The following is a 25,831-nucleotide window of genomic DNA, read 5'->3' on the forward strand; positions in this document are numbered from 1 at the left end:
ACAGGCGGGTACCACCGCGCTGCGCGCGGTGCAGGGAACCCCCCGGCTTCGCCGGGGGGGTGAACGGGCACGCTTCGCGTGCCCGTTCACCCCCTGCGGGTGCTGCGCACCCGCAGGGGGTGCCCTTCCGCTGCGCTTCAGGGCAGCGGTCTCCGCTGCGCTTCGACCGCCGGCCGATCCGCCGTCAGGTCTGGTACGGGTGGATAAGGGTGAGGGCCCGTCCGCTGCGCTCCCGGGCCCGGCCCGCATTCGCGGGCGGCTGGCTACGAGAGAGGGGGGGGGGGTGGGGCGGGTGGGCTGCATCGGATTTGATGCAGCATGTAGTATTGGTAGAAACCGATAACTACCTAGGGCGCTTGTGAATCAGATCAGGACGGCATATTTCACAGGCGCCTCGTCGAGCTTGCACATCGCTGCGTGGGACGGACTGAATATCGTGGATCTCGTCTCCCCTCCAACGAGCGTACCGCTGACCGTCTTGGATACCTTCACAGTCAGGAATCCTGTGGTAGACGCTCCCGCCTTTGGTGACGTACACCCGCCGGGAAAGTTCCGACCGTGCGGTTCGGCAGTGGTCGCACTGGGAGCTGGGCAGGAGCATCACTTCACAGAAGTCTTCGGCCATGCGCCCAATTTTCCCGTACCGGAGGCCGTCGTGACCAGCCCATATAAGTCAACTACCGTGCCACGGCAGACCTTGACAGTTAGTTTTTGAGCCGCTCGTACCCGAGGTCCGTCAACAGGCAAATGTGGGGTTCCATCTCGATGATCCAGCTTCGTGAGCACCAGGTGGACCAGCGGAGGGCGTTCCGCGAGTGGGTGGGATTTCCTTCAAGGTCATCTGTGCCGCCGCAGGGTGCCCGTGCCACGATCGTGTCAGCAACCGGGTCGGGTAAGACGATCACGGCTGCCGCGTGTGCGCTGGAGTCGTTCGCGGAGGGGCGGATCCTCGTCACGGTCCCGACCCTGGACCTGCTCGTACAGACCGCCCAGGCGTGGCACGCGGTGGGCCACCGGGCGCCGATGATTGGGGTGTGCTCGCTGGAGAACGACCCCGTGCTGAACTCGCTGGGGGTGCGCACCACCACCAACCCGATCCAGCTCGCCCTGTGGGCTGGGCACGGACCCGTGGTCGTGTTCGCCACGTACGCCTCTCTCGTGGACCGCGAGGACCCGGAGGATCCGACGGGCCGGAGGAAGGTTCGCGGGCCGCTGGAGGCCGCTCTGACGGGCGGGAAGCGGCTCTACGGGCAGCGCATGGACGGCTTCGACCTCGCCATCGTGGATGAGGCCCACGGGACCGCTGGTGATCTTGGGCGTCCGTGGGCGGCGATCCACGACAACGTCCGGATCCCGGCGGACTTCCGGCTCTACCTGTCCGCGACCCCGCGTATCCTCGCCGCTCCCCGACCGCAGAAGGGCGCGGACGGCCAGGAGGTGGAGCTGGCGACGATGGCCGACGACCCGGAGGGCACGTACGGCGCGTGGATCGCGGAGCTCGGGCTGTCGGAGGCGATCGAGCGGGAGATCCTCGCCGGGTTCGAGATCGACGTGCTGGAGATCCGCGACCCCTCCCCCGTTCTGGGCGAGTCGGAGGAGGTGCGGCGGGGCCGGCGTCTGGCGCTGCTGCAGACGGCGCTCCTGGAGCACGCCGCCGCGTGGAACCTGCGTACGGTCATGACGTTCCACCAGAAGGTCGAGGAGGCCGCCGCGTTCGCGGAGAAGCTGCCCGAGACCGCGGCCGAGCTGTATATGAACGACGCTTCCGAGGCCGACCTGGCGGCCGCGGAGAGGCTGCCCGCGTCGTCGATCGAGGCCGAGTTCTACGAGCTGGAGGCCGGCCGTCACGTGCCGCCGGACCGGGTGTGGTCGGCGTGGCTGTGCGGCGACCACCTCGTGGCCGAGCGGCGCGAGGTCCTGCGGCAGTTCGCCAACGGCATCGACGCCAACAACCGTCGGGTCCACCGCGCCTTCCTCGCCAGCGTGCGCGTGCTCGGGGAGGGCGTGGACATCACCGGCGAGCGAGGCGTCGAGGCGGTGTGCTTCGCCGACACCCGCGGCTCGCAGGTCGAGATCGTGCAGAACATCGGGCGGGCGCTCCGGCTGAACCGCGACGGCAGCATGAAGCTGGCCAGGATCATCGTGCCGGTGTTCTTGGAGCCGGACGAGGACCCCGAGGACATGGTCGCCTCCGCCAGCTTCAAGCCGCTTGTCGCCGTGCTCCAGGGCTTGCGCAGCCACGATGAGCGCCTGGTCGAGCAGCTCGCTTCCCGCGCGCTCACGAGCGGCAAGCGCAAGGTGCACTTGCGGCGGGACGAGGACGGGCGGATCGTCGGCGCCGGCGGCGCGGACGGAGGCGAGGACCAGGAGGACGACGACACCCCGGCCGCCGCCGAAGCCGCCCTGCTGCACTTCTCCAGCCCGCGCGACGCCGCGACGATCGCGGCGTTCCTGCGGACGCGGGTGTATCGGCCGGAGTCGCTGGTGTGGCTGGAGGGCTACCAGGCGCTCATCCGGTGGCGGAAGGAGAACGGGATCACCGGCGTCTACGCCGTCCCCTACGACGTCGAGACCACGGTCGGCGTCACCAAGGACTTCCCCCTCGGGCGGTGGGTGCACCAGCAGAGGAAGGCGCTGCGGGCCGGGGAACTGGAGGATCGGCGCAAGACGCTGCTGGACGCGCCGGAGGCCGGGATGGTGTGGGAGCCGGGCGAGGAGGCGTGGGAGGCCAAGCTCGCCGTACTGCGCTCGTACCGGCGGGCCACCGGGCACCTCGCGCCCCGGCAGGACGCCGTGTGGGACGACCCGGCCAGCGGCAGCCCGGTGCCCATCGGGCAGTACATGGCGAACCTGCGCAGGAAGGGCGGCCTGGGCAAGGACCCGCAGCGGGCGGCCGAGCGCGCGGAGCAGCTGGCGGCGATCGATCCGGACTGGAACTGCCCGTGGCCGCTGAACTGGCAGCGGCACTACCGGGTGCTCGCCGACCTCGTCGACGCCGACGGCCACCTGCCCTACATCGCGCCGGGCGTTGTCTTCGACGGCGATGACATCGGCACCTGGCGGTGGCGGCAGCAGGAGCCGGGCACCTGGGCGCAGCTGATGCCCGAGCAGCGGGAGCGGCTGACCGCGCTGGGCGTGCAGGGCGCTGCCCTCCCCGTGGCGGCCGCCGCCCCGGCGGAGCTGCGTCCGGAGCTGGCCGCCGCCCTCAAGGGGCCGAAGAGGCCGGGGAGCAAGGCGGAGGCGGCGTTCCAGCGCGGCCTGGCTGCCCTGGCCCAGTGGGTCGAGAAAGAGGGGCAGCGGTCCGTCCCGCGCGGCGCGGTCGTCGAGGTCGAGGTCGAGGTCGAGGTCGACAGCGAAGCGGAACCGGTGCCGGTCAAGCTGGGCGTGTGGCTCTCCAACACTAAGAGCCGGCGGGACAAGCTCACCCCGGAGCAACGCGCCGCGCTCGCCGGGCTGGGCATGGCGTGGGCGGGCGTGGTGCCGGCCGCCGAGCCCCGGAGCCGCCCGCCCCGGCAGCCCGCGCTGGTGGCGGCCCCGGTGAGGCGGCGGGTGCGGGAGCACCACGTGGAGTGCGACGGGGAACTGTACGAGGGCGGGAACTGCACCTGCTGGCCCACCGAGCGGTTCGGGCCGCCCTCCGATCAGGAGAGCTACTGACCGGTTCCCGCGTCGTGACCGGACCCCGGGCCTGCAGTGGGCCTGGAGCGCAGATCAGACAGAGGATTCGATCCGCTCGTCGAGGACGGGCTTGTGTCCCGGCGTGCTGGCCGAAGCCGGCTCCAAGCCGTCCAGCCCACTGAAGCGCGTATGAAAGCGGACCTACCACAGTCGTCGCCGGCAGTCGCACTCGGCCGACTGTCTCCCGTCGAATCCGAGACTGTCATGACGGGACCGGCCCTCCAGGCCGTATGACTCGACCTGTGGCCCGAACCTACATCCGACTCGTCGGGTTTCCGTCTCGGATACCGTGTTCCTCTATGGGGTGCCATTACGGATGTGACGCCCCCCATCGGAGGTAATCAGCGTATGAGTTCAAAGCGCAGCAAGAATCCAGCCCTGCCCGTACTTGACGACGCGTTCCGACTCGAGTCGGTCAAGGACGCTGAAGAGTCCGCCCGTGACTTGGCCGCGCGGCTGGCCACCACCGAGCTGCGCCGTGTTTCTCATCCGGGCCGGGTCACCTGGGAGCCCGTCGATCAGGCGGAGCCCGTTCCGGTGCCGCCGACTGTGGTCGACGGTGACGGGGACCTGTGGCTGCGGGACCGGGGCACTGGCACCTGGACCATGCCCGAGTTCAACCCGAAGGAGTTCCCGGACCGCTGCGGCGAGGTTCTGACGTGGAACGAGCTCGCCTGCGAGTTCGGCCCACTTACCGCACTGGCCGACGACCGCCGCATCGGCGGCGGCCGGCGTCGCTGACCACGCGTTCTTCGCGCGGATCGTAGGGCCGAACAGGACTCTGGATTGCCGTCGGGTCCGGTGTTCGCGGCTAGCAGCGAGGCGGCTTGGCTGGCGAGGACAGCGGCCGCGGTCGTCCCCACCGGGCGCGGACCTCGATCAGTTTGCGCACGGCGTCGTCGATGCGGTTCGCGGCCTCCTCGTTTCGGAGGAACAAGCGAGCCGGTCGGCGAGGAACATGCAGAGGACCGCCACACCGTCGGCCTGGTCGGGGGTGAGGGGGTGTGCTGGATGGGGGCACCGCTGCAGACGCGGGTGAGGGGGCGTCGCCGTCGAGCACCAAGGCGCGGTACGCGGGCTCACCATGCGGTGGTCAGCTCCTTCGCGGTGGGGCGGTCGGCGTGGTCGGGGGCGACGGCGCGGGCGGTGCCGGTGAGCAGCGGGGCCGTCTGGTCGACGTACGTGTCAGCTGACCCGAAGGCCGACCGCCAGCATCAGTTCAAGGACCCGGTGCGGCGATGCGAGATCCGGAAACAGCTCCCGCAGCTGCGACAGCCGGTACCGGACCGTCTGGGGATGGACGAACAGCGCCGCCGCCACTTCCTCCCGCCTGCCCTGGTGCAGCAGCCACGCCCGCAACGTTTCCTCCAGTCGCCGTGCGGTCGCGGCAGGCAGGGGCCGCAGCGGTGCGAGGGCTCGGGCACGCAGGTCTGTGAGCGCGTCCATGTCGGCGCTCAGTACCAGCTCGGGCAGGTGGTTCTCGGTGTCGCGGATGTCGGGGTCGAGGGAGCGGGCGCGTGCGGCTCGTGCGTAGGAGGCGGACGCGTGAGTCCATGGCCGGGCGGGGCCGGCCACGGCGGTGCGGTCGGTGAGTTGCCTCAGGAGATGTGGTCGGTCGGCATCGGGGACGAGCAGCACGCCGGTGGCGTCCGGCAGGTCGTCGAGGACGAGGGTGTTCGGGTCGAGCGTGCGGTAGGCGGGCCGGGTCTGGGCGGCGGGTAGCAGGACTGCGGTGAGGGAGGCCGGGGGCTGCCACCCGGCCCGTTGCGCGGAGGCCAGCAGGACGTCCGGGCTCGCGCCGGCGAGGAGGTCGCGGGCCAGGTGTTCCAGGTGGCGCTCGTGGGCTCTGCCCCGGGCGGCGAGTTCGTCGGCGTGGCCCGCGGCGCTCGAGGCGGAGAGCTCGTCGATGTAGGCGAAGGTCAGCTCGGCGAACTTGGCGACCTGGGCGGCGGGGAGACCTGCGGATACGGCGCCCGCTGCCAGGCATCGCCAGGCCACGCGGGCGCCGACGCGGTAGGCGCTGAGCAGGGCGTCCATCGAACGGCCGTCGCGGACCTCGCCGCGGCCCAGTTCGTAGGCCGCGTCGCCGCCGTCGCCGCCGGTGGCGTTCCCGCTGGCGAGGTCCAGGTAGTGGCCCAGGGCGGTGCGGACGGCTCGGCGGATGGTGGCGCCCATGTGGCCCGAGAGGGCGTTGGCGTAGGGAGGGACCTCGTCGATGATCGCCTGGACGACCTCGTCGGCGGTGGTCTTCAGTGCGGCCCGAAGTGCGGTGGCTGTCGTCTCGTCCAGGGCCAGTTCGCTGACCCTCCGAATTGCATGGCTCACGGTTTTGTTTCCTGCGAACAATTCAGTCGATTATTTTTACGTCTTGCGGTCAGGACTTTACGTCTTGAGGGGTAGCAAGCTGGTGTCATGACGAGTGCAGCCCTTCGCGGCAGGGCGTGGAAATTGTTGGAGATGGTCACGACGCCGCTGCTGCCGTCGGACTACCTCGACCTGGTCAGCCCGCTGCGTGCGGGCGCTGACCTGCGCGGGCGCATCGAGGCCGTGCACCCCGAGACGGGTGACGCCGCGACTGTCGTGATCAGGCCGGGGCGGGGCTGGCGCGGCCACACGGCCGGCCAGTACGTGCGGATCGGGGTCGACGTCGACGGGGTGCGCCTGTGGCGTGCCTACTCCCTCACCTCGCCGACGAACCGTAAGGACGGCCGCGTCACGATCACCGTGAAGGCGATCCCGGGCGGCAAGGTCAGCAATCACCTGGTCCGCAGGGCGAGACCGGGCACGCTGATCCGGCTCGACCAGCCGACCGGTGACTTCGTGCTGCCGCAGGCCGAGCCCGCCAGGGTGCTGTTCCTGACGGCCGGCAGCGGCGTCACTCCCGTGATGGGCATGCTGCGCGACACCGAGTTCGACGACGTCGTCATGGTCCACTGCGCGCCGCGGCCGCAGGACGTGATCTTCCGCAGGGAACTGCACGACCTGGTCGCGGCCGGGAAGCTGCGGCTCACCGAGGTGCACACCGAAACGGACGGCATGCTCGACATCGCCCGGCTCGACGAGCTCGTGCCCGACTGGGCCGAGCGCGAGACCTGGGCCTGCGGGCCCGCGGGCCTGCTCGACGCCGCCGGGGAGCACTGGAGCGAGCACGGTGTACCGGAGCGCCTGCACACCGAACGCTTCCGCCCCGGCAGCGTCGTGGCCGGCGACGGCGGCGAGGTCACGTTCAGCACGACCGGTAAGACCGTCGACGCGGACGGCGCCACGCCGTTGCTGGACATCGGCGAGGAGGCCGGCGTGCTCATGCCCTCCGGGTGCCGCATGGGCATCTGCTTCGGCTGCGTCACGCCGCTCAGGGCGGGTGCCGTTCGTGACCTGCGCACCGGCGAGATCACCGAGGCCGAGCCGGGCGTCCTCATCCAGACCTGTGTGTCCGCCGCGGCGGGCCCCTGTGACATCGAACGGTAGGAACACCTTGGTCGCTATCGACCCCACCGCCCACCTGACCGCGGAGCAGATCGAGGAGCTCGGCCGCGAGCTGGACGCGATCCGCGACGAGGTGATCGCCGGCCGCGGTGAGAAGGACGCCGTCTACATCCGCAAGGTCATCTCGGCGCAGCGCAAGCTCGAGCTGGTCAGCAGGGGTGTGCTGCTGTTCTCGATCTTCCCGCCCGCGTGGCTGCTCGGCACCGCCGGTCTGTCGGTGGCAAAGATCATGGACAACATGGAGATCGGCCACAACATCCTGCACGGCCAGTGGGACTGGATGCGGGACCCGAAGATCCACTCCACCACCTGGGAGTGGGACCACGTCTCGCCGGCCGACCAGTGGAAGCACTCGCACAACGAGCTGCACCACACGTACACCAACGTCCTCGGCAAGGACAACGACCTCGGCTACGGGATCATGCGCGTCGACGAGGACCAGGAGTGGCACCCGTTCCACCTCGGCCAGCCGCTGTGGAACTTCGTCAACGCCTGCTTCTTCGAGTACGGCATCGCGGCGTACGACCTGGAACTCGGCAAGAACCTGCACAAGCGCCGCCGCAAGGACCCGGAGTTCCGCGCGCGGGCCAAGGCCGTGGGCCGCAAGATCCGCAAGCAGGTGCTCAAGGACTACGTGATCCACCCGCTGTTGTCGGGCCCGTCGTTCCTCCCCACGCTCGCCGCCACCTTCACCGCGAACCTGGTCCGCAACCTCTGGACCCACTCGGTGATCATGTGCGGGCACTTCCCCGAGGGCGTGCAGGTCTTCGAGCGCCGGTCGATCAAGGGGGAAACGCGCGGCCAGTGGTATCTGCGCCAGATGATGGGCTCGGCGAACATCAGCGGCAGCAGGGCCCTGCACTTCATGACCGGCAACCTGTCGCACCAGATCGAGCACCACCTGTTCCCGGACCTGCCGAGCAACCGGTACGCCGAGGTCGCGGTGAAGGTGCGCGCACTGTTCGAGAAGTACGAGCTGGAGTACGTCACCGGGCCGCTGCCCAAGCAGGTGTTCTCCGCGTGGCGCAAGGTCTTCCGGCTCTCGCTGCCGAACAAGAAGCCCAAGGGCACCTCGTCGGACCGCCGCGAGCAGGAGCTCGTCGCGGCCTGATTCCCGTGTTGCATCCCTCCGGCGGGTCAGCCCGAGCGGTCGTGGCCTCCGGGTCGGCCTGGGCGAGGCTCCCGGTGAACTCGGGGTCGCCGTCGACCGGGGTGCCAGTGCGGGCGAGAACAGCGAGGCACGGGCGCGGCGCGGACGGGGACGCGGACGGGGACAGGGACAGGGACGGGGACGGGGACAGGGACGGGCAGCAGGCCGACGGCGGCGGCGGCGCGGTAGTCGCCGTCCTCGTCCAGGAGGTCAGGTGGTAACGCGCCCCGGTGGCCGCTGACACCGAGGACCTCCTTCGCGCCCCGGTTCCCCTGCCGGAATCGGTGGCCAGGGACGTCCTGGCCCGAGCATGAACGGGAACTCGTGAAGCGCGCTGTCACCTCACGCGGATGATCAGCGAGTTCGCGGGTGTACTGGCCGCAGTCGGTGAGGCCGCGTCCCGACCCACGCCATCGGATGACATGGCTCGGCCAGACGAGTGATAGCGGCCACTGCCGGACGGGGCGGTGTTCCAAGATCGGTGCCGCCGCCTCCGGCGACATCTGCTCTCCGCCGCGTCTGTGCCGTGTGATCGGATCGACCACGGCTGTTCGAGGAGTCCCACCCATGCGTTCACGCGTCATCGCCCTCATGGCCGCCGGGCTGGCGGCCACCGCAGCACTCGCGCAACCCGCCCACGCCGCCCCGCTCGCCGACGGGGTCTACCGGTTCGCGGCTCTCACGGACGGCACGTGTCTGGTCTGGCCCAAGACACACGCGAGCATCGGCGTGGTGTCGTTGGGCGACTGCGCGGAGACCGCGTCCACCTCAGCGAACTGGCAGGTGCTGCGCCGCCCCGACGGAATGATGGAGGTCTCCCCGTCGGGTTCGGACCCGCGCACCTGCATGAGAGTGACGTCACAGCACAGCGTGTCGGTCGCCAGCTGCGGTGACAGGCACGCCGAGTGGACCGTCTCCTACGGCTCCGCCGGGCCCGGCAGCGTGGTGTGGGCCGACATCGAGCACACCCCTGGCGACTTCTCCCCCTCATACGGAAAGATCGTGGACGATCCCGGCGTCAACGGCCGGATCGTGGTGAGGCACGCCCCCATCGAACCGCACTACTGGACACTGCAGCCGGCCGGGTAAGGGTCGTCGGGCCGATCGCGGTCCCGGACGCCCGGTACCCCTTCCCGCCTCGTGCCGCAGGCGTGTCCCACTGGCCCTGCTCGATGCCGGGAGACCTGCTCGGCGAGCGCGGCCGGACTTCCCCTGCCGTACGCCGACGGCACCAGAGCCTGTCCCTCCCACCTGGGCGGGACGACTGCGCGGTGGGCGGTGTCGACCGGGCGGTAGCTGGTCGACACCTCGTACGGCGGAGGCCCGCACCTGTGGGGTGCGGGCCTCTTCTGCATACGTCGGCCCGGGCCAAGGACCGCAACGATCTCGGTTCCCGCGGGTCAAGGTCAGGCGAGGGTGATGTTCTCCGCCTGGGGGCCCTTCTGGCCCTGGGTGACGTCGAACGTCACCATCTGGCCCTCCTGGAGCTCACGGAAGCCCGTCGAGTTGATCGCCGAGTAGTGGGCGAAGACGTCCGGGCCGCCGCCGTCCTGGGCGATGAAGCCGAAGCCCTTCTCCGCGTTGAACCACTTCACAGTTCCCGTAGCCATGTCCCGTGCCTTCCAGTCGATGAACGCCGCCCACACAGTGCGGGAGGCGGAGGTGATCGCCCTGGCTCCTGCGGCACAGCACAGCAAAAAGCCCACGCCGGAGGCATGGGCAAAGGGAAGATCCGAACCACGACAGCTAACAGGGACGGTACACGCCCGCACCCACTGTCACCACAGAAAAGGCTTCCTGCTTCACGTCTTGCCCTGTGCGGGGGGCCGGTGTCTGGCGGGCGCGCAGGTCTCAGACTGCGGTCGGCGGCCTTGCCGTTTCGGTGGTGCGGCGGTATTCGGCGTTGATGCGCTGGGCTTCTTCGAGCTGGTCTTCGAGGACGATGATGCGGCAGGCGGCCTCGATGGGGGTGCCCTGGTCGACGAGTTCGCGGGCGCGGGCGGCGATGCGGAGCTGGTAGCGGGAGTAGCGGCGGTGGCCGCCCTCCGAGCGCAGCGGGGTGATCAGACGGTGTTCACCCAGAGCCCGCAGGAAGGCGGGGGTGGTGCCGAGCATGTCGGCGGCCCGGCCCATCGTGTAGGCGGGGTAGTCGTCGTCGTCAAGACGGTCGTACGAGTCATCTGCTGTCATCTGCACCTCTCTCTGGAACGCGCGGAAGAGGGCCCTGGTGCCGTACTGGCACCAGGGCCCCGAAGGAACTACTACAGCACCTGCCGGCCCTGATACTGCGCCGGCCTTCTGTGTCCGCGCACCCGACCTGACCGATGCCGGGGCTGCGGGGATCGCGGCTGCTTGACCGAAGACCACCTCACTAACGATGTCCTGCGGTACCCGGACTCAAGACTTCTGTCCGGGCGATCCTGATGGTGCTTCGTTCCTCCGTTCTTCCCTCGGTGATCAACTACCTGTCGGGGTACTGCTCACTCACTTCACTGCTGGGTACTGGCGGCCCCTGATCACTGCGGGCCACCCGGTCCGGTCGTCAGTCCCGTCGCCGTCCTGCAACAACCCTGGCTTCGAAACTCCACCACCGCACCGTGCAACTGCGGGTACTGCTGCCCGGCAGTTCGTCTCTACCGGGCCGTGCGGTCTCTCTGCCTACGAGAGAAACCATAACCACACCACTACCTAATGTCTACTCCGGCCACGACAGATTTTCGTCTGTTCGGCAGCGAGATAATCGCCCTCGCGCAGTGGAAGGTGCGGGAGCGGGCCGGGTCGACGGGCCGCAGCCGGGGTACGCGCTCCGGGTAGATGGCTGGACATTTGCGGACACTGGGGGATCAGATGGACAGTGCGAGCGTCATCGCAACCCTCCGCTCGACAACGTCCACCGCCGGCGCACGCGACAGCGCCCGGGCTTTCCTCGAAGGGCTCGCACCGACCCTCGCCTCCGAGGCCACCGACACCGTGATCCTCATCGTCTCCGAGCTGGTCACCAACGCCCTGCGCCACAGCGGCGGCACTTGCACCCTGGACCTGACCGCACACCGGGACAGCATCGAAGTAGCCGTACGCGACCCCAGCCCCCAGGCCCCGCGCATGCGCACCCCCGACCTGAACGGCGGCACCGGAGGCTTCGGCCGGCCCATGGTCAACCGCCTCGCCCGCGCTACCGCCGTGACCCGCCACAGGGCCGGCGGCAAGACCGTAAGCGCCCTGCTCCCCCGCTGACGCCAAGGCGCCGACGCCGGACAGTCCTCCCGTTCGACAAGCACCCGGCAGGCCAACGGGGCCGAACGATCGGCTTGCCGCCCTCCTCTCAATCGATCCGGTCGGCCGCCGCGTGACGGTGGGGCCGCAGCGTCGTTGGACGGTGCGGCTCCCCAAGCCGGGCCCCGGGGATGTCATGGCTGCCCCCCCCCGGGCCCCTGGTGTGTCCGCCGGTCAGACCTTCTCGGCTACCGTAGCGGCGGCCCAGTCGGCGGCTTCGGTGTCGGTCAACAGCAGGACCCGCGTCGGATGGGCGGTGGCGCCCTGGACAACATGGACGCGGCCGGGGCGGTTGCTGCTCCTCGGGGCGGGGTGGATCTGCGGGGCGACGCGGCTCCAGGTGCGGGTCGTGACCCGCCCCAGAACCACGGTGGAGAGCTGCTCACGGGCGTGCGCGGCGCCGCGATCGCCGCCCTTACCGAGCAGGCGGAGTCCCGGGCAGGACGGGACGCGGCCGGTGGCGAAGGGAACCCTCAGCGTCGTCGGCAGAGCCAGCCGCGGCCCCTCTTCGCCTCGGGACCGTCCTGCGGCTCCGACGGCGCCGCGGCCTTGAGGCAGGCGGCTTCGGCGGCGGCCTCCTGGCGGGCGACGTCGTCGGCGCGGCACGGGCCGCATACCGACCTGTCCCCGGTCCGGACGGCGGTCCGGCGCACGGTGATCTCCTCCCATCGCTCGTCACTGAACTTCCGCCCGCACCGCCTGCACACCGGGCGCTGCGCCTCTAGCTCAGCGGCCCGGCGCCGCTTGTCCGCCGCGTCCGCGCGGGCTTCCTGGGCGCGGTAGAGGGTGTGGCCGTCGGGGTTGTCGAGCGCATCGGTCAGCGTCTGCTCCCCGGTCCGCCCCAGGCGCCGCCACACCGCAGCCCCGGCGCCGTGCTCCGTCACCTGTTCCAGGGTGGTGACGACGACGGGCACCGCCTGGCGGTAGTCGAGCACGGTGATGGCCTTCTCGTAGAAAGAGTCGTACCGGCGCGGCGCCCAGTAGCGGCGGCCGGCCTCCTCCAGCACGGCGACCGTGTTGGCGACCTTCGCCTCGGTGGTGTCGGCGAACACGAACACGAGGGGGGCGAGGCCCTCGCGGCCGGTCGGCGGGTAGACGCGGCGCCACAGCCGCTGCTCGTGGCGGCCGACGCGCTCGATCGCGTCCGGCCGGGAGCGGACCAGGTCCACGGTGCGCTTGTCCGCGTCCCTCGCCAGCAGGCCGGCCCCACTCCCAGTACCGGCGCAGCTTGACGACCAGGTCGTGGGCGCCCTCGGAGCGGCGGTCGACCTCCCCCAGGAGCACGGGCACCCCGGCGTCCGCCGCCCGCACCACCAGGTCCGCCCGCTGCACGTACCCGTCGGCGAGCCGGTGCGCGATCTCGGTCTGGAAGCCGAGCCGGTGGCCGATCCCGGCTCGGTGGAGTTCGGCGGCCGTCGAGGTGACCGCAGCAGTGTGGTCGTCGTAGCCGGCACCGAGCAGCTTCCCGGTGACCGGGTGGTAATTCTTCTCCCGCAGCGCCGAGATGCGTATGCCCTTCGGCTCCAGCGGCTCCTTCGCCTCGTCGTGTCCGCGCTTGGTCAGCACCCACACCTGCCGCCGGTCTCCCCGCACCGTCTCGATCCTCACCAGGCGGTGGTCCTCCAGGTCCAGGAGGTAGTCACGTACGAGTTTGTCGTGCTGGTTGCCCGGGCGGGTCAGCTTCCACAGCTGGCCGGGCGTAGCCCGCTGGAAGATCCCCAGCGCCTGCTGGATCTCCCGGCGCCGGGGCCCGGTCGAGTTCTTCCGGTGAGTAGGACGCCCTGCTACATCTCCATGAAGGAGATCGGCGCTGCGGCGACCCCCTTTCCGCCTGGCCTCACCTGCGGAAACGCCCAGCTTCCGACGGCGGGGCGCGGAGGGGGTGATGGAGGGGTCCACGGAGGGCCTGTCCGCCGGGTCAAAGGGCTGCTCGGGCTCGTCTGCGGTGCTCGCCACAGGATGCTCCTGAAGGTCGGGCGGGCCTATCCCGCCATTCACCTTCTACAGGTGCGGTTTTCGGGCTCGGTGTGACGCCGGCCTTCAAAAACCTCTCCGCCGTGACCGCATCGTGATCGGTCCTGAGGTCCTCTTGACAGTGGCCTTGGACCGCCTGAGTTCGAAGCTGGACGAATTGACCGAGCGTGGATCGGGCACCCGGGTGGCGGGCCGTAATCAGTTACACGGACGGGAGCGGGAAACGACATGTCGCTCATGCAGCTCTTGGCCAAGGGAGCGGGTGAGGGCTCCCCACCCTTCTGGATCATCGCCATCGCTTTGACCGTCATCGTTGGAGCGGCGTTTCTGGTTGCACGGGCGCGCAGGAGATAGAGCGCGACGCTCACGCCGTCCAACTTCGGTGGCAAGCGGTTCAACTGTGCCTGGCCGGCACTCAGGGCATGGCCGACACCATCGTCCGGTTCACCGAGAACATCCCCACCGAGGACCGCAGCGGCACGGGGCACGGCTGTCTGAGAAGGCCGCTCGGCGGTCGGGCGGTGGTGAACATGCGCGACCGCCCCACACCCGAAGGGGGTACGGGCAGGGCGGTCGCAAGACCACAGGCCGACGGCAGCAGTTCAGCATCGGCGAGATCGTCGCCGAGGCCGCCCGCGCCGAAGCAGAGCAAGGACCGCTGTCCTGGACCCGCGGCGACGCGCTGCGCCACCACCTCGGCGACGAAGCCACCGCCGACTACCTCCGCCGCCTCGCCCTGACCGCCTGACGCCCTGGCCGTGCCCGCCCGACACCGCCAGGCGGGCACGGTCCGCTGACGGAGGCCGCCCCGTGCGGCATCTGCCCCCTCGCGCCCCGGGGGCGGGGCATCACCTCCGGGCGCGCCGTACCAGGCACGCGTCCGCGACCACCGCTCCATGGTTCCTGCGCCGGTGGGTGCCGGGAGGCAGGCGTCCGCCCCACCCGCTTCCCGGAGCGGACTGAGGGCGTCGGCCACTTCGCTCTCCGGCCCAAGCCGAGCGTGCCGTGCACGTGTCGCGACCTGGCCTGCTCTCGGCGGACCGCCCTTGCCGGACATCTGCGGCCATGGCCGCCGCGGCTGCCGGGTTCCTGGTCGGTGTCAGCGCTTGATGCGCCCCCGGATGGCGAGGACGGCCAGGGCGAGGAGGGCGGGTTCGAGGATCCGGGAGGTCATCTCGATGTAGGTGCCGGTGGTGGTGAGGTCCTGACCGCTGGAGCGGAAGACCACCGAGTTGAGCGTGACGCTCAGGGCCCTGTCGAAGCGCTTGCCGGTGAACCTGTCCCGGGCGGGGTTCTTCAGGTCCTGCTTGTCGATGACGAAGGTCACCGTGCCGCCACCCGCCGGAACCGTGCCGGTCGCCTCCTGCTTCGGGGACGACGCCGGCAGCCCGAACGCCATCAGCAGCACGATCGTGGCGATCATCGCGGCCGCCAGCCAGCCCAGGACGCGGCCGGCGCGCAGGCCGTAGCCGGACAGCAGCCAGTACGCCCACGCCACCGCACACGGAGGGGCGCAGGCCGACCGGGACGGGGCTGTGCGTGAGTCCTCCCCGGCGCCGGCCGATGCCGGCTGTCCCTCTTTTGGACCGCTCCGCTGGTGCCAGCCCGTTCCCGCGGCCCTGCCCGGGCGGGGCGGGTCCCCTCCGAAGCGGACCGGGCGTCGGAACGCGGACGTCGGCCGGGAGCAAGCACAGGTGGAAAAGCAACACGATCGAATGACCGGGCGTTACACGAACCCAAGAAACGCACATAAAAGGCAAATCGTTTCTTCGTCTCTTGGAGGTGTCATGCCCTACGGGTCGATCGTGGGTCCGGGAAGCACGCTGGCGGCCACGGGCCTGGCGACGGGTCAGGTGTGGCTGGTGGCGATCAGCGTGATCGCGGTGCTGATGGGCGTCGTGGCGGTTCGGACGTCGTTCCGTCGGGGAAAGGGCCCGGTCGAGCAGTGACCCTGCCCTCGATGAGCCGTCGGCGCGGGCGGCGGTCGGCTGCCGGCCACACCGCGCCGCCCGTGAAGCCGGTGCCGAAGCGGTGGCCGGGCGTGGCCCCGCTCCCGCGCGCCTGGCACGCCTCGTCCTTCGGTCTGGTCCTGCTCGGGGCGGTGCCGCTGACGGCGTTCCTCGCCTGGGGCGTGGCGCATGTCTACAGCACGGTCGCCGCGCTGGCGGGCGGCAGCCAGTCGATGGTGCTGCCGTGGCTGGTTTCGTTCCTGCTGCTGTGGTGGGTGCCGCTGTCCTGGCTGGAACGCCCCCGCACCGCACAGCCCGAGGCGCAGGCGGAGCTGGACCGGCTGCGGGTCACGGTGCAGATCCCGGTCTACAACGAGGACCCGGACGCGCTGCGCGGCTGCCTGCACTCCCTGCTGGTGCAGTCCCGGCCGGTGGACCGGATCCGGGTCGTCGACGATGGCTCCGTGAACGCCGACGGCACGCCGATGACGTACGACGGCGTGCGCGCCGAGCTCTTCGAGCGCGCCGCCGCCCGCGGCGTCGAGGTCACCTGGGACCGCACGCCGAACCGGGGCAAGCGCCACGCCCAGATGCACGTCCTGGCCACCGACGACGCCGACGTCTTCGTCACCCTCGACAGCGACTCCCTCCTCGACCCCGAGGCGGTCGCCGAAGGGCTGAAGCCGTTCGCGGACCCGGAGGTCACCTCCGTCGCCGGGCAGGTCGTCGTCCTCAACCACGACGCCAACGCCCTGACCCGGCTGATCAACCTGCTCTACCTGCCCTTCACCCGCGGCCTGCGCTCCGCCCAGTCCGTCCTGGGCCGGGTCACCATCAACTCCGGTACCCTCGCCTTCTACCGGGCCCGCATCGTCCGCGACGCGGCCGGCGTCTACGAGAACGAGACGTTCCGCGGCCGGCCGATGCAGATGAACGACGACTCCATGCTCACCTTCTACGGGCTCCTGGCCGGCGACACCGTCCACCAGCCGTCCTCCCTCGTCTTCACCCTCGCCCCCGAACGCTGGTCGCACTACCTGCGCCAGCAGATGCGCTGGATGCGCGGCACCACCGTCCGCCACCTGTGGTGGCTGCGCTACATGCCCGCGACCGGCATCGTCTTCTGGTCCACGGTCGCCGAGTACGTCCACATCGCCCTCGGCATCGCCATCCCCGCCGTCGTCCTCGCCGACCCCGGCCTGCGCGCCCACGCCGGCACCCTCGTCCTCGCCGGCGCCGTCATCGGCACCGCCATGAGCTACCTGATGGCCCTGCGCCTGTTCACCGTCCACCGCACCGACATGCGCCCGCGCCAGGCCCTCCTCCTCTTCGCCCTCGCCCCCCTCGCCTCCGCCTGGCGTGCCCTCGTCCTGCGCCCGCTGTACTTCTACGCAATGGCCACCTGCCACCGCGTCAACCGCTGGGGCACCCGCACCACCGTCGAAGTCACCCGCACCCGAAAGGCCCCCGTGATGTAGGCCCGCACGCCGAAGATGAGCTCGTCGCCGCTGCCGGCGCCGCACGCGGATCGCGTTCACCGACTCCGCCGCCAAGCAGCTGGAGAACATCACCAGCGAGGCCGAGATCCACGCCCTGGACCGCGCCCTGGTCGTCGTCTCCGTCGACCCCGAAGTCGGCGAACCGGTCCCCGGCCACACCACCGGCCCCCAGCTGCGCGAATACACCGACGAAGTCGAACGCGTCCGCTTGCTGTACTGGGTCACAGCACTTCGCACCGTGGTCGTGGTCGCCTACCTCGAAACCTGCCCCCCGACATCACGGGGCAGGCGCGGCCGGCCTCCGCGCAACAGCCCCCGCCGGGCGCCGGACGCCTCCCGCTTCCAGGACGGCCTGAAGCCCCGGACCACCCCCGGCCCGCTACCTGGTGACCCTCGGTTCCCAAAGTGGTCGACATCTGCAGTCTGTGCTCGTCGCCGAAGCGGGCTTCTTCTCCCCGCCGCGGGGCGGACGTCATGAAGGTGCGCGTCGATCACGTGACAGCCGGCGTTTCCAGCCTCGGCCTCTCGGCCTGCCCGGCAAAGAAAGGGGAACCTGTCTATGCGGCCGGCCACATCTGGAAGGTGTATCGCTCCGTTCCGTCATGGTCGGGCAGCAGTCCAGCCAAGGATGCTTCGTCGACGACTCTGCAAGCTTCCTCCCTGCCGAACGCCGTAATGCGCACACGGTACATGCCTTCCGGGACAGAGATGTCCCAGGCACCGCGCGTGCGTTCCGAAATGACCAGCTGCCCGGTTGGAATCTCCAGCTGCATTTCCTGGTAGCCCTCACCTCCGTCGAGGAGTGGCGGCGCCCCCGTCCAGGTTTCGATCGCAAGTTCTACTTTAGATCGGCTCTGGGCGCAGCAGACACAGATTTCCCAACCGTTCCCTGCAACCCCTCGAAGGCGTGCGGGACTAAGCAAGTCGAGATCACGGACATCGAAATCGGCGTCATATACATCGAATCCCCCGTAATCGGGCATGACGAGGGTTCGATATTCACTCAGGCGTTGCGCCATCATTCGCCTCCAACAGGATTACGGGCGCGCTGTCAGGTGTGTGCCTTGAGTACGGCCGCGATCTGCCGGACGCCGATGGCGCCTGCCTTCGTCTTGTCGATGAGGTCGACGGCGTCGTGGCTGGTGAGGGTCGGCCGGTGGCCGGAGGCGTGGAGGTAGCCGGTGGCGACGGCCAGGGCGAACAGCTCGTTGGAGTGTTCCAGGGCGGGGACCCGGACGAGCTGGTGGAGAAGGGCCGCGGCGCGGTGGTGGGGGCGTTCGTAGACGGGGGTGTCCATGACGCGGAAGGCGTGGCGGGCGCGGGCGGCTTCGAGGGCGCCCCAGTCGGTGATCTCCGGGTCGCCGGGGATCTCGTGGTGGGCGATGTCGAGGAGCCAGGCCAGGTCGACCTGCAGGATCACGTGCTGGTCTTCCCGCTCAGGCGGCTTCGGTGGTGCCGGTGGCGGGGCGGGCGTAGCGGGCGGCGAAAGCCTCGCGGTGTTCGGCGACGGCGAGACGGGCGCCGTCGAGGAAGCGGGCCCGGGCGAGGTCGGCGTGCAGGACCTGGCCCGCGTAGTCCTCGGCGGCCACGTGCCTGGCAGCGGCCGCGTGCTGCAGTGCTTCGTACGCCTCGTCGCTGATCTCGATGCGGAGTTCCCGTGCCATAGCGACCACGGTAGCGGGCCGGGCGGCTGCAGGGCAGTCCTCGTGAGTTTTACGGCAGGCCAGCGGCGCCGGGCGGGGTTCGGCAGGATGGGTCTCCCGCCCGCCGGATGCCGCCGACGACGTTCGGCCGGAGGTCTGCTCGCCCACTTCTGCCCCTGCGACGACGAATGGATCTTCAGCCATCGTGCAGCGCTCCTCTCTCCAATCCGTACCGCGGCAGTCACCGGCGCCGGCCGCGGAATCCCCCTCACCCCTGACGTTCCAGAGCGTGCTGTCGGTCCCGCCGGGCGACGGGATCATCCCGGAGGTCCGCCGGGTGACCGGGCGGTGGCTGAACCGCAAGTTCGGCTCGCCGGCGCCACTGGAGACGGGGGTGCACTTCCTGCGCGAGGACGTGGTGCTGGCGTCGCAGGCGTCCTACCACGAGGACGGCGGCGAGCTGGGGCTGCGGATCCAGCTCCGGGAGGACAAGCCGGAGGCGACCTGGCGCGTGACGGTCACCGCGGTCGCTCCGCTCGCCAGCGAGCAGGCGGTGTGCGTGAGCCTGGAGTGCTTCGACAACAACATCACCGCCCTGCGCCCGGCCCGGCCGGCGCTGGTCGAGCAGCTCGTGGAGGCGCTGCGCCCCCGCGACGGGCTGGCCCGGCTCACGGTGAACGCCCAGGTCGTGACCACGGAGGGTGTCGAGGGGCTCGTGGACGTCCTGTGCGATCCGGACCGGCGGCTGCCCGTGGTGGTCGCGGCCCGTCTGCTGCAGCCCGACCCGGTCTGGTCGCAGCGGCTGAAGACGATGATGCCGAAGTGCGCCGGCGACGCCTCGCTCTACCTCCTGGACGACATCGAGGCCGTCGACGCCTTCCGGCGGACGATCGGCACGCATCACCGGCTCAGTCCAGGCGCGGTGCGCACGTTCCTGCGCGAGGTCGACCCGGCCTGGCCGGCCCACGGCCCCCGTCACCGCCTGCTCAGCGGATCGCGGATCAGCACGCGGTCGGACCTCGTGTACACGCTGGTCGCCCGGGAGGTGCAGCGGCATGCCCGCGGGGCGCCCGAGGCGCTGCGGACACTGGTCTTCCCCGACCTGCAGAAGGTCGGCGCCTTCGCTCTCTGGACACCAGAGGCTCGAAGCCACCTAAATCGGGTGGCCGGCAGCCTCCCGCCCGGTCATCCTGACTCAATGGGAGACAGAGCCAACGTCATCGTGGTCCGGGAAAACGGCACACATGAGCTGTACCGGACCGGCTGGGCGGTCGGAATCGACCTCGACCTGCTGGAAGGACCGGCGCCGGTTCTCGCCATGCTTCCCGAACTCCGCCAGGACAGCTGGTGGTTGGACGACACCATGGCCCAGGGCGGGATACTGCTCGACCTCGGCCGGAAGGTGCTCCTGTTCTTCGCCTGGGAGGGGCCTAGCACTGAGCTACGCCACCGCGCGGCCATGCTCGAGCTGATCCGAGCCGCGTGGCCGGGCTGGGAGGTCCGCTGGCTATACGACGGCTCGGCCGAACTGCGTGAGTACGTCGGACTGGACCTGGAGTACGTCCGCTCCCGCGATTCGGCCCCTTCCTTGGCCCCGTTCCTCGCCCCCGACGACCCAGACTTGGCCGGGCCAGACCCAGGCGGTGTGGTGATCACGGTCAGCACCGACCGCTGCCACATCGCCTCTGACGCCTTCGACCACCCTGTCCGCGAGGGCACCGCCCTGCTCGACCGTCTGGCAGACGCCCCCGGGCACGGAAGCTGCCACCTGCACGTCAACGCCGGCATCCATCTCGACCCGGAACGCCGCCGTCTGGGCTGGTGGTCCCTCTACTCCTCGCCACAGGCCTACCAAGTACCAGAGTTGTGGCCAAGCTGGACGGTGGAATTCTGGCAGGACGAATGGAAACGGCACGTCAGAGCAGCCGGCCACTTCTCTCCGGCGGCGTTCGACGCCGGAGCCGAAGCCAGAGCCGCGGTGCTCGCCGAGGCCAGGAAGCGGATGGCGATCCGGGCCCGCAACCGCGCCCAGGTCACCTCTCTACAGACCGCACCGGCTCGAACCCAGGCAGGATGAACGCAACCGGCCTGATCACGGACTACTGACCGACATCACACATTCAAGCTCAGTAGCCGTCGTGACGTGCGGGCCATCGGGCTTCCCCAACTAGTAGACGCGATCGGGCTCTTCCTCCCGCGCTGCTCCTCCTCAGTCCTCGTCGCCGGCGGCCTGGTCCGTATGCCATGTGGGGCGCCTGGTCCCCCTGCGGCGGTCACGCAGGGCGTCGAGCAGTTCCTCCGGTTCGGGCCGTGGTCCGCCGGCCAGGTAGCGGATCCCCCTCTCCTTCGGGGGCGGTGTGGGTGGGCTTGCCGATGGGGTGGCGGCGGCTGGTCGCGGTGCGCCAGCCGAAGCGTTCGTCCCACACGAGGGCCGGTGCCGGCTGGCCGGCTTCGAGCAGAACAGCGGTAGCCAGGTGTCCGCTGTCGAGCCGGCGCACCTCGACCTCGGCCTGCGGTGCGGCGCCGGCCGCGGCCAGGGCGTCGGCGACGTGCTGCAGGTACGGCTTGGCGCTGCGGGCGCGCAGCTCTCCTTCGGCGTTCGCGATGGCGCCGCGGTGGGTGACGGTGGGGTAGCCCAGGCGGCGGGCGGCTTCCTTCGGGTCGAGGGCGGGGTCGGCTTCGACGAGGTCGGCGATCCGCCGGCCGCGGAGGGTGGCCAGGCCGGCCTGGGCGGTGGGGAACCTGGCGACGCCGGCACGCCGACGACTTCCGCGCGCACGTCCCCGACCTCCTCCCCGACAGCCGCAACCCGCTCTACGACCGGGCACAGGCCGAGGCGTACCTGGCCGGCAAACCGATGCCGCTCTGCCGGAGAACGAGCACCCCGACGACCTCCTGTCCGCCGGCGAGGTCGCCGAGATCCTCGGCATCAGCACCGGCACCGTCCGCACCTACGCCACCAGCGGGCACTTCTCCCCCGGCATCACCATCCACGGCTCCCGACTGTGGCCACGCCACGAAATCCACGACCGCCTCCACAACGCCCCCGGCCGCGGCACCGGCGGCGGCCGCCGCCCCGGCGAACCCCAAGGCCCCCGCAAAACCCACCCCTACGCAGGAGACCCCCGCCTCCACACCGCCCGCCAAGCCCTCAACACCGCTCCCGCCGGCACACCCAAGGGACGCCTGGCCACCGAACTCGCCGCCACCCACGGCCACACACCCCGCACCTGGGAACGCCTCCTCACCACCGCAGCAGAACACCCCCACAACAACTAACCGACAGACCACCCCAGGACCCACACGACCGGAACACAAGCCGCAGAGCCGCAGACAGAACGGAAACCCCGGCCTCGGCACGCGCACAACAGCAGGGACCTGCTCCCCGCAGGAGCGGGGAACAGGTCCCCGACGGCCGAGCAACTCAACGACCCGGGGGCCATCCCCGCGCGAGCGGGGAGCAGGAGCCGACCATCGCCACGATCACGTCGATGATGGGGCCATCCCCGCGCGAGCAGGGAGCAGACTTCCTGACCTGCAGTTCTACCCGATGCCAGCCCGCTCCCAAGCAACTTTCACCGAAACAGACAAAAACCCCAGACCCAGCCCCCGCACGTTCGGCGAACGCAGCGAGCTTCCCGAGGACATCGTCGAGGCAGCCGTCGAACAGGGCTCATCCCCGCAGAGCACGGAGCAGTCGTCGCCCCGGCCGGAGCAGAACCGTCGCGAAGAACCATTACCGCGCCAGGCCAGGGATCCAGCCGCGGGGCGCCCAGACGCACCTCGATCAGCGTCCACTCCACCAGTTCGGGGGCCCAGGCCGCCTGTGCAGTACGCAGCGACGTGACCGCCGGCTTCTGCGTCGCCACGGCGAGCGGCCCGTTCACGAACCGCGCGCCCACCGCCACGGGCCGCGGCGGCAGCCGGATGACCACGCCAGTGGCCGCACGCGCAGCCGGACGAGGAAGGGACAGCAGCTCGGACCGCATGACCAGGGGCCTGGTCCCGGTGTCCGCGGGCCAGCCCGCTTCCTCTCACCGCCCAGTGTTAAGGGAAGCCCCGGCGCCCTATCAGATCGCCTATCAGCAGGGCCATCCACCTGGGAAAACAGGGTGCCGACCTATCAGGTTCCCGGGCCCGCACACCACGAAGGCGCCGCTGACCGCGGCTCCGCGAACGCCCGACGGCGCTACTGGGCCGCAGTGGCGGTCTCGCCCCGCCCGCGCCCCTGCCGCCCGCATGCGATCAGTGACGTGAACGCCTTCCGGGCCCGCCCGGATCCCCGTCCGGTCCAGCCCTCCTGCGACTTCTGTGCGTGCGGGAGCGGTCATGCACTACGGCACGGCCGCATTCGTGATCACCCGGCACGGCGGACCAGTACTCCGGATGCCGGTTCTACGCCTGCCCCGGCTGCCGGAACCTGGTCGAAGCCGGGGAGTGGCCGGGGCTGATCGCTACGCCAGCCTCTGGCCCACGGGGCCCGGGGCGTACGCGGCTTCCGCGACCACCACACCCCTGCCGCCCGTCGCCTTCCCCCCGGCACCGGTTCCGAGGCCGGCCGGAGACAGCCACCCGTCCCGCCGCCAGGCGCCGGGCCGTCCGGGCCGCGCGGGACTGTGACCTGCGATGGTACGCGTGGTGGTAAGCGACGGCGGGCCGTGGTGAGTACCCGTCCAGGTCCGCGTTCCAGGGGGGCGCTGCCGCGGGCTGTGGTGGCGGCCGCTCCACCGGCACAGCACCGGGCGCCGCGCACCATGGGAGAGATCAATGTGCCAGGGCACCGGCCGGGGGCGTCAGCGGGACTCCGGCGGCCGGCCATCGCGGTGACGTCGCCTGAGCCCTCGATCCGCGGTGAGGCGTGGTCGGCACCCGCTGAGCTCCAGCACGCACAAGGCCCGCCCGAAGCCGAGTCTCGGGCAGGCCAGCCTTCCCGCTGTGCTGATGAGGATCGTCGAATTTGGCTCAGGCCGGGCCTACCGCCTTGCCTGACCTGCGGATCGGCGGGCCAAGAACTTTGTCGACCTCCATGGCCGCGACGTCGAGAAGCTCCTCACCGAACAGGCAGAGAGACTCTTCCCAAGGGTGTCCGAAGCTGCCTATGCGGAAGTCCTCTGCAAGGAAGATGTAGTAGTCCCCGTCGGGATACGGGCTCAACGGCCAGGCCGGTTGACCAGGACCGCCCACCTCTTGCGGTGCGAAGCGGTACGACGGGTGCTGCCAGTCGAGGGCGAACAGAGTGCCTGACGGGCCCACGCAGGAGGACAGTCCCTGCTCGACGACGGCGACCAGGCGGTCCAGACGCTCGTAGTCAGGGTCGTCGGGAAGCGTTGCCAGACTCAATGTAACTGACGCACCGGGCTCTTCAATGGCTGGCCACTTGGACGGACTCGTGCTCGGCTGGAAGCTGAACTTCTCGTAGAAGCGGTCCCAGACGCGACGGTCCTCAGCGTCTGACAGCTCCATCACAGGTTCGTCCATCACCCGTCGATCGTACCGACCGGCCAGCAGAGAGGGCGCTGAGAGATCGTTCACGAAAGTGCGGACAGAACCTTGAATTTCCCCACCCGGGGCTCACGGGGTCCCCAGACCTGCTCACCGTGTTCCCCACCCGCCGGCTTCATCTCATGGCTCGCGTGATGAGCTGTTCCATCACTGTCCCGGGTAGTGCCGGGTTGCTCGCGGCGGCACGGGCGAGGGAGCTATCGGGGGCGTTGATCAGGCTTTCCAGGACCGGGAGGGCCAGAGCGGGGTGGGCGGCCGCGTGGCGCCGTGTGTCGGAATCCGGGGCGGCCAGGCAGCGGAGCAATGTCTCGGACCGTGTCGTCGGGTGGCGGGCGATCTCTCGCAGTACGCGGCTGGTGCTGGCCGGGTTCGCCGCTATGCGGTGCAGCAGGGCGGGTGGACAGCCGGGGTGGCGGGCGACGGCGGCGAAGACGGGCGCCCCGTGCCGTTCGACCAGTTCGGCGAGCCGTTCAGGAGGCAGTTCCAGGCGCGCGGCGATCCGCTGGGCTACTGCTATGTCCGGGTCGGTGGCGAGCTGTTCGGCGAGGTCGCTCGGCAGCCGGGTCCGGTCGGCGACGAGTGCCCTGGCCTGCGCCACCCGACTCGTGGCAAGCGTGCGGAGTTCAAGCTCGGTGGCGGACTCGACGCGGGGCGCCGGTTCGCCAGGCAGCCGTTCGTGAGCAGCAAGAGCGGTGAGCAGGTCGAGGGGGACGGCCGGGTTCTCCGCAATGGCTCGGCGGACCGCGGGAGCGGGGTCGGCGGCGAGTGTACGCAGCAGGGGTTCGGGGGCAGCGGGGTTCGCGGCGATCACAGCGCGGACGTCGCAGGAGGGGTGTGTGGCGAGCCGGTTCAGGAAGTCGGTCGGCAGGTCGGTGCGGGCAGCGAACGTCGTGACCGTCCAAACCTCGGGGGCGTCCAGGAAGTCAGCGAGCCCTTCAGGTGGGATGGCCGGGTGGCTGGCGGCGGCCAGCCGGACGCGCCGGATGCCGGGGGTGTGGTCCGCACACGCCGCCTCGCGGCGGTGGCAGGCACCGCAGCGGGTCGGGGCTGGCCACCCGCCGTCGGCGAGGAGGGCGGCGAGCAGCGAGGGCGGCGCGTTCTCGTTGTCGGCGACGGCCTGCCGCACGACAGTGCTGGGGTGGCGGGCGAGTTCGGGGAGCAGCTCGGGCGGAAGGTGCGGGCTCCCGGCGGCGCCGGCGACGACCGCCGGGTCCGGGTCGCGGGCGAGGGAGGTGATGACGTCGGCGGGTGCGTCGAGGGCGTAGGCGACCTCCTGCCGTGTCTCGGGGTCTGGATCGGTGGCGGCCTTCCGCCAAGCGGCGGCCGGCGCCACCCCGCCGAGGACCGCGTCGAGCAGCCGTCCGGGGTGCTCCTGGGGAATCTCGGGCCACGGCACCAGTCCGCTGCGGACCAGAAGACAGGTAAGCGACGGGTTGCCGGCGGTGAGAAGAGCCCTGACCCGCGGGGGCGTCAGCCGCTCGCGATCGGCCAGCGTGAACAGCACCTCCTCGTCGCCGCTCGCCACGAGCCGGGCGAACACTCCCGCGGGCAGAGCCGGGTTTTCGGCCAGCCCCAGCAGCACGTCACGCAAACGATCCCTCCCCAACAACTGACCCTGTCGGCCATCCGGTCACGGCCGGCACGCCGATGTAACAGGAACGGTCGCTCGACCGTCCA

Annotated in this window: 21 protein-coding genes and 3 pseudogenes; 11 read left to right on the top strand and 13 right to left on the bottom strand. The window is 70.5% G+C overall.

Annotated elements, in window-relative coordinates:
• Positions 1 to 765: 765 nt before the first annotated feature.
• Both ACFVQZ_RS17395 and ACFVQZ_RS17400 read left to right on the top strand, forming a co-directional pair.
• On the top strand, positions 766 to 3,657 hold the full coding sequence (locus tag ACFVQZ_RS17395; protein WP_383623411.1) for a Helicase associated domain protein: 2,892 nt from the start codon (positions 766 to 768) through the stop codon (positions 3,655 to 3,657).
• 369 nt (positions 3,658 to 4,026) lie between these two features.
• Positions 4,027 to 4,419: a hypothetical protein gene (locus ACFVQZ_RS17400; RefSeq protein ID WP_383623413.1), complete on the top strand. Its 393-nt coding sequence runs from the start codon at positions 4,027 to 4,029 to the stop codon at positions 4,417 to 4,419.
• Between the two features lie 444 nt (positions 4,420 to 4,863).
• Here ACFVQZ_RS17400 and ACFVQZ_RS17405 read toward each other — a convergent pair whose 3' ends face one another.
• Entirely contained in the window at positions 4,864 to 6,003 is a 1,140-nt protein-coding gene (locus ACFVQZ_RS17405; RefSeq protein ID WP_383623415.1) for a PucR family transcriptional regulator, read from the bottom strand.
• 132 nt (positions 6,004 to 6,135) lie between these two features.
• Here ACFVQZ_RS17405 and ACFVQZ_RS17410 point away from each other — a divergent pair, with 132 nt between their 5' ends.
• The 3 genes from ACFVQZ_RS17410 to ACFVQZ_RS17420 all read left to right on the top strand — a co-directional run bounded on the left by ACFVQZ_RS17410 (position 6,136) and on the right by ACFVQZ_RS17420 (position 9,403).
• Positions 6,136 to 7,146: a ferredoxin reductase gene (locus ACFVQZ_RS17410; protein ID WP_383623417.1), complete on the top strand. Its 1,011-nt coding sequence runs from the start codon at positions 6,136 to 6,138 to the stop codon at positions 7,144 to 7,146.
• 7 nt (positions 7,147 to 7,153) lie between these two features.
• On the top strand, positions 7,154 to 8,275 hold the full coding sequence (locus ACFVQZ_RS17415) for a fatty acid desaturase family protein (RefSeq protein ID WP_383623420.1): 1,122 nt from the start codon (positions 7,154 to 7,156) through the stop codon (positions 8,273 to 8,275).
• Between the two features lie 606 nt (positions 8,276 to 8,881).
• Positions 8,882 to 9,403 (top strand): hypothetical protein, encoded by a 522-nt coding sequence (locus tag ACFVQZ_RS17420; protein WP_383623423.1) that lies wholly within the window; start codon positions 8,882 to 8,884, stop codon positions 9,401 to 9,403.
• A gap of 317 nt (positions 9,404 to 9,720) precedes the next feature.
• Here the strand turns inward: ACFVQZ_RS17420 and ACFVQZ_RS17425 are convergent, their stop codons facing one another.
• Positions 9,721 to 9,924, bottom strand: coding sequence for a cold-shock protein (locus ACFVQZ_RS17425; protein ID WP_329201883.1), 204 nt, complete (start codon positions 9,922 to 9,924; stop codon positions 9,721 to 9,723).
• Positions 9,925 to 10,165: 241 nt separating this feature from the next.
• Positions 10,166 to 10,504 carry a MerR family transcriptional regulator gene (locus tag ACFVQZ_RS17430; RefSeq protein WP_383623427.1) on the bottom strand — a complete coding sequence of 113 codons (339 nt, stop codon included), beginning with the start codon at positions 10,502 to 10,504 and terminating at the stop codon, positions 10,166 to 10,168.
• A gap of 657 nt (positions 10,505 to 11,161) precedes the next feature.
• On the opposite strand from ACFVQZ_RS17430, the gene ACFVQZ_RS17435 reads away from it, so the two are divergent.
• Entirely contained in the window at positions 11,162 to 11,548 is a 387-nt protein-coding gene (locus tag ACFVQZ_RS17435; RefSeq protein WP_383623430.1) for an ATP-binding protein, read from the top strand.
• Between the two features lie 213 nt (positions 11,549 to 11,761).
• Here the strand turns inward: ACFVQZ_RS17435 and ACFVQZ_RS17440 are convergent, their stop codons facing one another.
• The 4 genes and pseudogenes from ACFVQZ_RS17440 to ACFVQZ_RS17455 form a co-directional block, all read right to left on the bottom strand.
• Positions 11,762 to 11,956 carry a hypothetical protein gene (locus tag ACFVQZ_RS17440; protein WP_383623433.1) on the bottom strand — a complete coding sequence of 65 codons (195 nt, stop codon included), beginning with the start codon at positions 11,954 to 11,956 and terminating at the stop codon, positions 11,762 to 11,764.
• A gap of 104 nt (positions 11,957 to 12,060) precedes the next feature.
• Positions 12,061 to 12,756 (bottom strand): hypothetical protein, encoded by a 696-nt coding sequence (locus tag ACFVQZ_RS17445; protein ID WP_383623436.1) that lies wholly within the window; start codon positions 12,754 to 12,756, stop codon positions 12,061 to 12,063.
• A 100-nt stretch (positions 12,757 to 12,856) separates the two neighbouring features.
• Positions 12,857 to 13,585: pseudogene (locus ACFVQZ_RS17450) on the bottom strand (hypothetical protein); the annotation flags it as partial.
• 1,075 nt (positions 13,586 to 14,660) lie between these two features.
• Positions 14,661 to 15,050 (bottom strand): annotated as a pseudogene (locus ACFVQZ_RS17455) (pentapeptide repeat-containing protein); the annotation flags it as partial.
• A 298-nt stretch (positions 15,051 to 15,348) separates the two neighbouring features.
• On the opposite strand from ACFVQZ_RS17455, the gene ACFVQZ_RS17460 reads away from it, so the two are divergent.
• From ACFVQZ_RS17460 to ACFVQZ_RS17470, 3 genes and pseudogenes are all read left to right on the top strand, one after another.
• The gene (locus tag ACFVQZ_RS17460) at positions 15,349 to 15,510 is read left to right on the top strand and encodes a hypothetical protein (RefSeq protein ID WP_383623439.1); all 162 of its coding nucleotides are present in this window, start codon (positions 15,349 to 15,351) and stop codon (positions 15,508 to 15,510) included.
• 11 nt (positions 15,511 to 15,521) lie between these two features.
• Positions 15,522 to 16,988, top strand: coding sequence for a glycosyltransferase (locus ACFVQZ_RS17465; RefSeq protein WP_383623442.1), 1,467 nt, complete (start codon positions 15,522 to 15,524; stop codon positions 16,986 to 16,988).
• Between the two features lie 49 nt (positions 16,989 to 17,037).
• Positions 17,038 to 17,271: pseudogene (locus tag ACFVQZ_RS17470) on the top strand (hypothetical protein); the annotation flags it as partial.
• 295 nt (positions 17,272 to 17,566) lie between these two features.
• Here the strand turns inward: ACFVQZ_RS17470 and ACFVQZ_RS17475 are convergent.
• Genes ACFVQZ_RS17475 through ACFVQZ_RS17485 form a run of 3 tightly spaced genes read right to left on the bottom strand, consistent with a single transcriptional unit; the run spans position 17,567 to position 18,673 of the window.
• Positions 17,567 to 18,031 (bottom strand): hypothetical protein, encoded by a 465-nt coding sequence (locus tag ACFVQZ_RS17475; protein ID WP_383623445.1) that lies wholly within the window; start codon positions 18,029 to 18,031, stop codon positions 17,567 to 17,569.
• Between the two features lie 29 nt (positions 18,032 to 18,060).
• Positions 18,061 to 18,429, bottom strand: a complete 369-nt coding sequence (locus ACFVQZ_RS17480) for a fic family toxin-antitoxin system, toxin component (RefSeq protein ID WP_383623448.1) — start codon at positions 18,427 to 18,429, stop codon at positions 18,061 to 18,063.
• Positions 18,430 to 18,445: 16 nt separating this feature from the next.
• Positions 18,446 to 18,673, bottom strand: a complete 228-nt coding sequence (locus tag ACFVQZ_RS17485) for a hypothetical protein (RefSeq protein ID WP_383623451.1) — start codon at positions 18,671 to 18,673, stop codon at positions 18,446 to 18,448.
• A gap of 268 nt (positions 18,674 to 18,941) precedes the next feature.
• Between ACFVQZ_RS17485 and ACFVQZ_RS17490 the strand changes: the two genes are divergently transcribed.
• A complete protein-coding gene (locus ACFVQZ_RS17490) occupies positions 18,942 to 20,729 on the top strand; it encodes a hypothetical protein (protein ID WP_383623453.1) in 1,788 nt (595 codons plus the stop codon).
• A gap of 196 nt (positions 20,730 to 20,925) precedes the next feature.
• On the opposite strand, the gene ACFVQZ_RS17495 is transcribed toward ACFVQZ_RS17490, so the two are convergent.
• The gene (locus ACFVQZ_RS17495; protein WP_383623455.1) at positions 20,926 to 21,480 is read right to left on the bottom strand and encodes a DUF6292 family protein; all 555 of its coding nucleotides are present in this window, start codon (positions 21,478 to 21,480) and stop codon (positions 20,926 to 20,928) included.
• On the opposite strand from ACFVQZ_RS17495, the gene ACFVQZ_RS17500 reads away from it, so the two are divergent.
• The gene (locus tag ACFVQZ_RS17500; protein WP_383623458.1) at positions 21,386 to 21,931 is read left to right on the top strand and encodes a helix-turn-helix domain-containing protein; all 546 of its coding nucleotides are present in this window, start codon (positions 21,386 to 21,388) and stop codon (positions 21,929 to 21,931) included. The genes ACFVQZ_RS17495 and ACFVQZ_RS17500 overlap by 95 nt on opposite strands.
• Positions 21,932 to 23,614: 1,683 nt before the next feature.
• On the opposite strand, the gene ACFVQZ_RS17505 is transcribed toward ACFVQZ_RS17500, so the two are convergent.
• Positions 23,615 to 24,130, bottom strand: a complete 516-nt coding sequence (locus tag ACFVQZ_RS17505) for a DUF2716 domain-containing protein (protein ID WP_383623862.1) — start codon at positions 24,128 to 24,130, stop codon at positions 23,615 to 23,617.
• 139 nt (positions 24,131 to 24,269) lie between these two features.
• Positions 24,270 to 25,736 (bottom strand): hypothetical protein, encoded by a 1,467-nt coding sequence (locus ACFVQZ_RS17510; protein WP_383623864.1) that lies wholly within the window; start codon positions 25,734 to 25,736, stop codon positions 24,270 to 24,272.
• Positions 25,737 to 25,831: the final 95 nt, after the last annotated feature.

Origin of the sequence: Streptomyces sp. NPDC057854, assembly GCF_042797055.1 — a bacterium.
Lineage (GTDB): Bacteria > Actinomycetota > Actinomycetes > Streptomycetales > Streptomycetaceae > Streptomyces.

Bases quoted from the DNA above. Each gene is read 5' to 3' on its own strand.
- ACFVQZ_RS17505 (WP_383623862.1), bottom strand. From the start codon at position 24,130: ATGGACGAACCTGTGATGGAGCTGTCAGACGCTGAGGACCGTCGCGTC.
- ACFVQZ_RS17425 (WP_329201883.1), bottom strand. From the start codon at position 9,924: ATGGCTACGGGAACTGTGAAGTGGTTCAACGCGGAGAAGGGCTTCGGC.
- ACFVQZ_RS17400 (WP_383623413.1), top strand. From the start codon at position 4,027: ATGAGTTCAAAGCGCAGCAAGAATCCAGCCCTGCCCGTACTTGACGAC.
- ACFVQZ_RS17410 (WP_383623417.1), top strand. From the start codon at position 6,136: ATGGTCACGACGCCGCTGCTGCCGTCGGACTACCTCGACCTGGTCAGC.
- ACFVQZ_RS17475 (WP_383623445.1), bottom strand. From the start codon at position 18,031: ATGATGGCGCAACGCCTGAGTGAATATCGAACCCTCGTCATGCCCGAT.
- ACFVQZ_RS17420 (WP_383623423.1), top strand. From the start codon at position 8,882: ATGCGTTCACGCGTCATCGCCCTCATGGCCGCCGGGCTGGCGGCCACC.
- ACFVQZ_RS17465 (WP_383623442.1), top strand. From the start codon at position 15,522: ATGAGCCGTCGGCGCGGGCGGCGGTCGGCTGCCGGCCACACCGCGCCG.
- ACFVQZ_RS17430 (WP_383623427.1), bottom strand. From the start codon at position 10,504: ATGACAGCAGATGACTCGTACGACCGTCTTGACGACGACGACTACCCC.
- ACFVQZ_RS17435 (WP_383623430.1), top strand. From the start codon at position 11,162: ATGGACAGTGCGAGCGTCATCGCAACCCTCCGCTCGACAACGTCCACC.
- ACFVQZ_RS17485 (WP_383623451.1), bottom strand. From the start codon at position 18,673: ATGGCACGGGAACTCCGCATCGAGATCAGCGACGAGGCGTACGAAGCA.
- ACFVQZ_RS17460 (WP_383623439.1), top strand. From the start codon at position 15,349: ATGCCCTACGGGTCGATCGTGGGTCCGGGAAGCACGCTGGCGGCCACG.
- ACFVQZ_RS17395 (WP_383623411.1), top strand. From the start codon at position 766: ATGATCCAGCTTCGTGAGCACCAGGTGGACCAGCGGAGGGCGTTCCGC.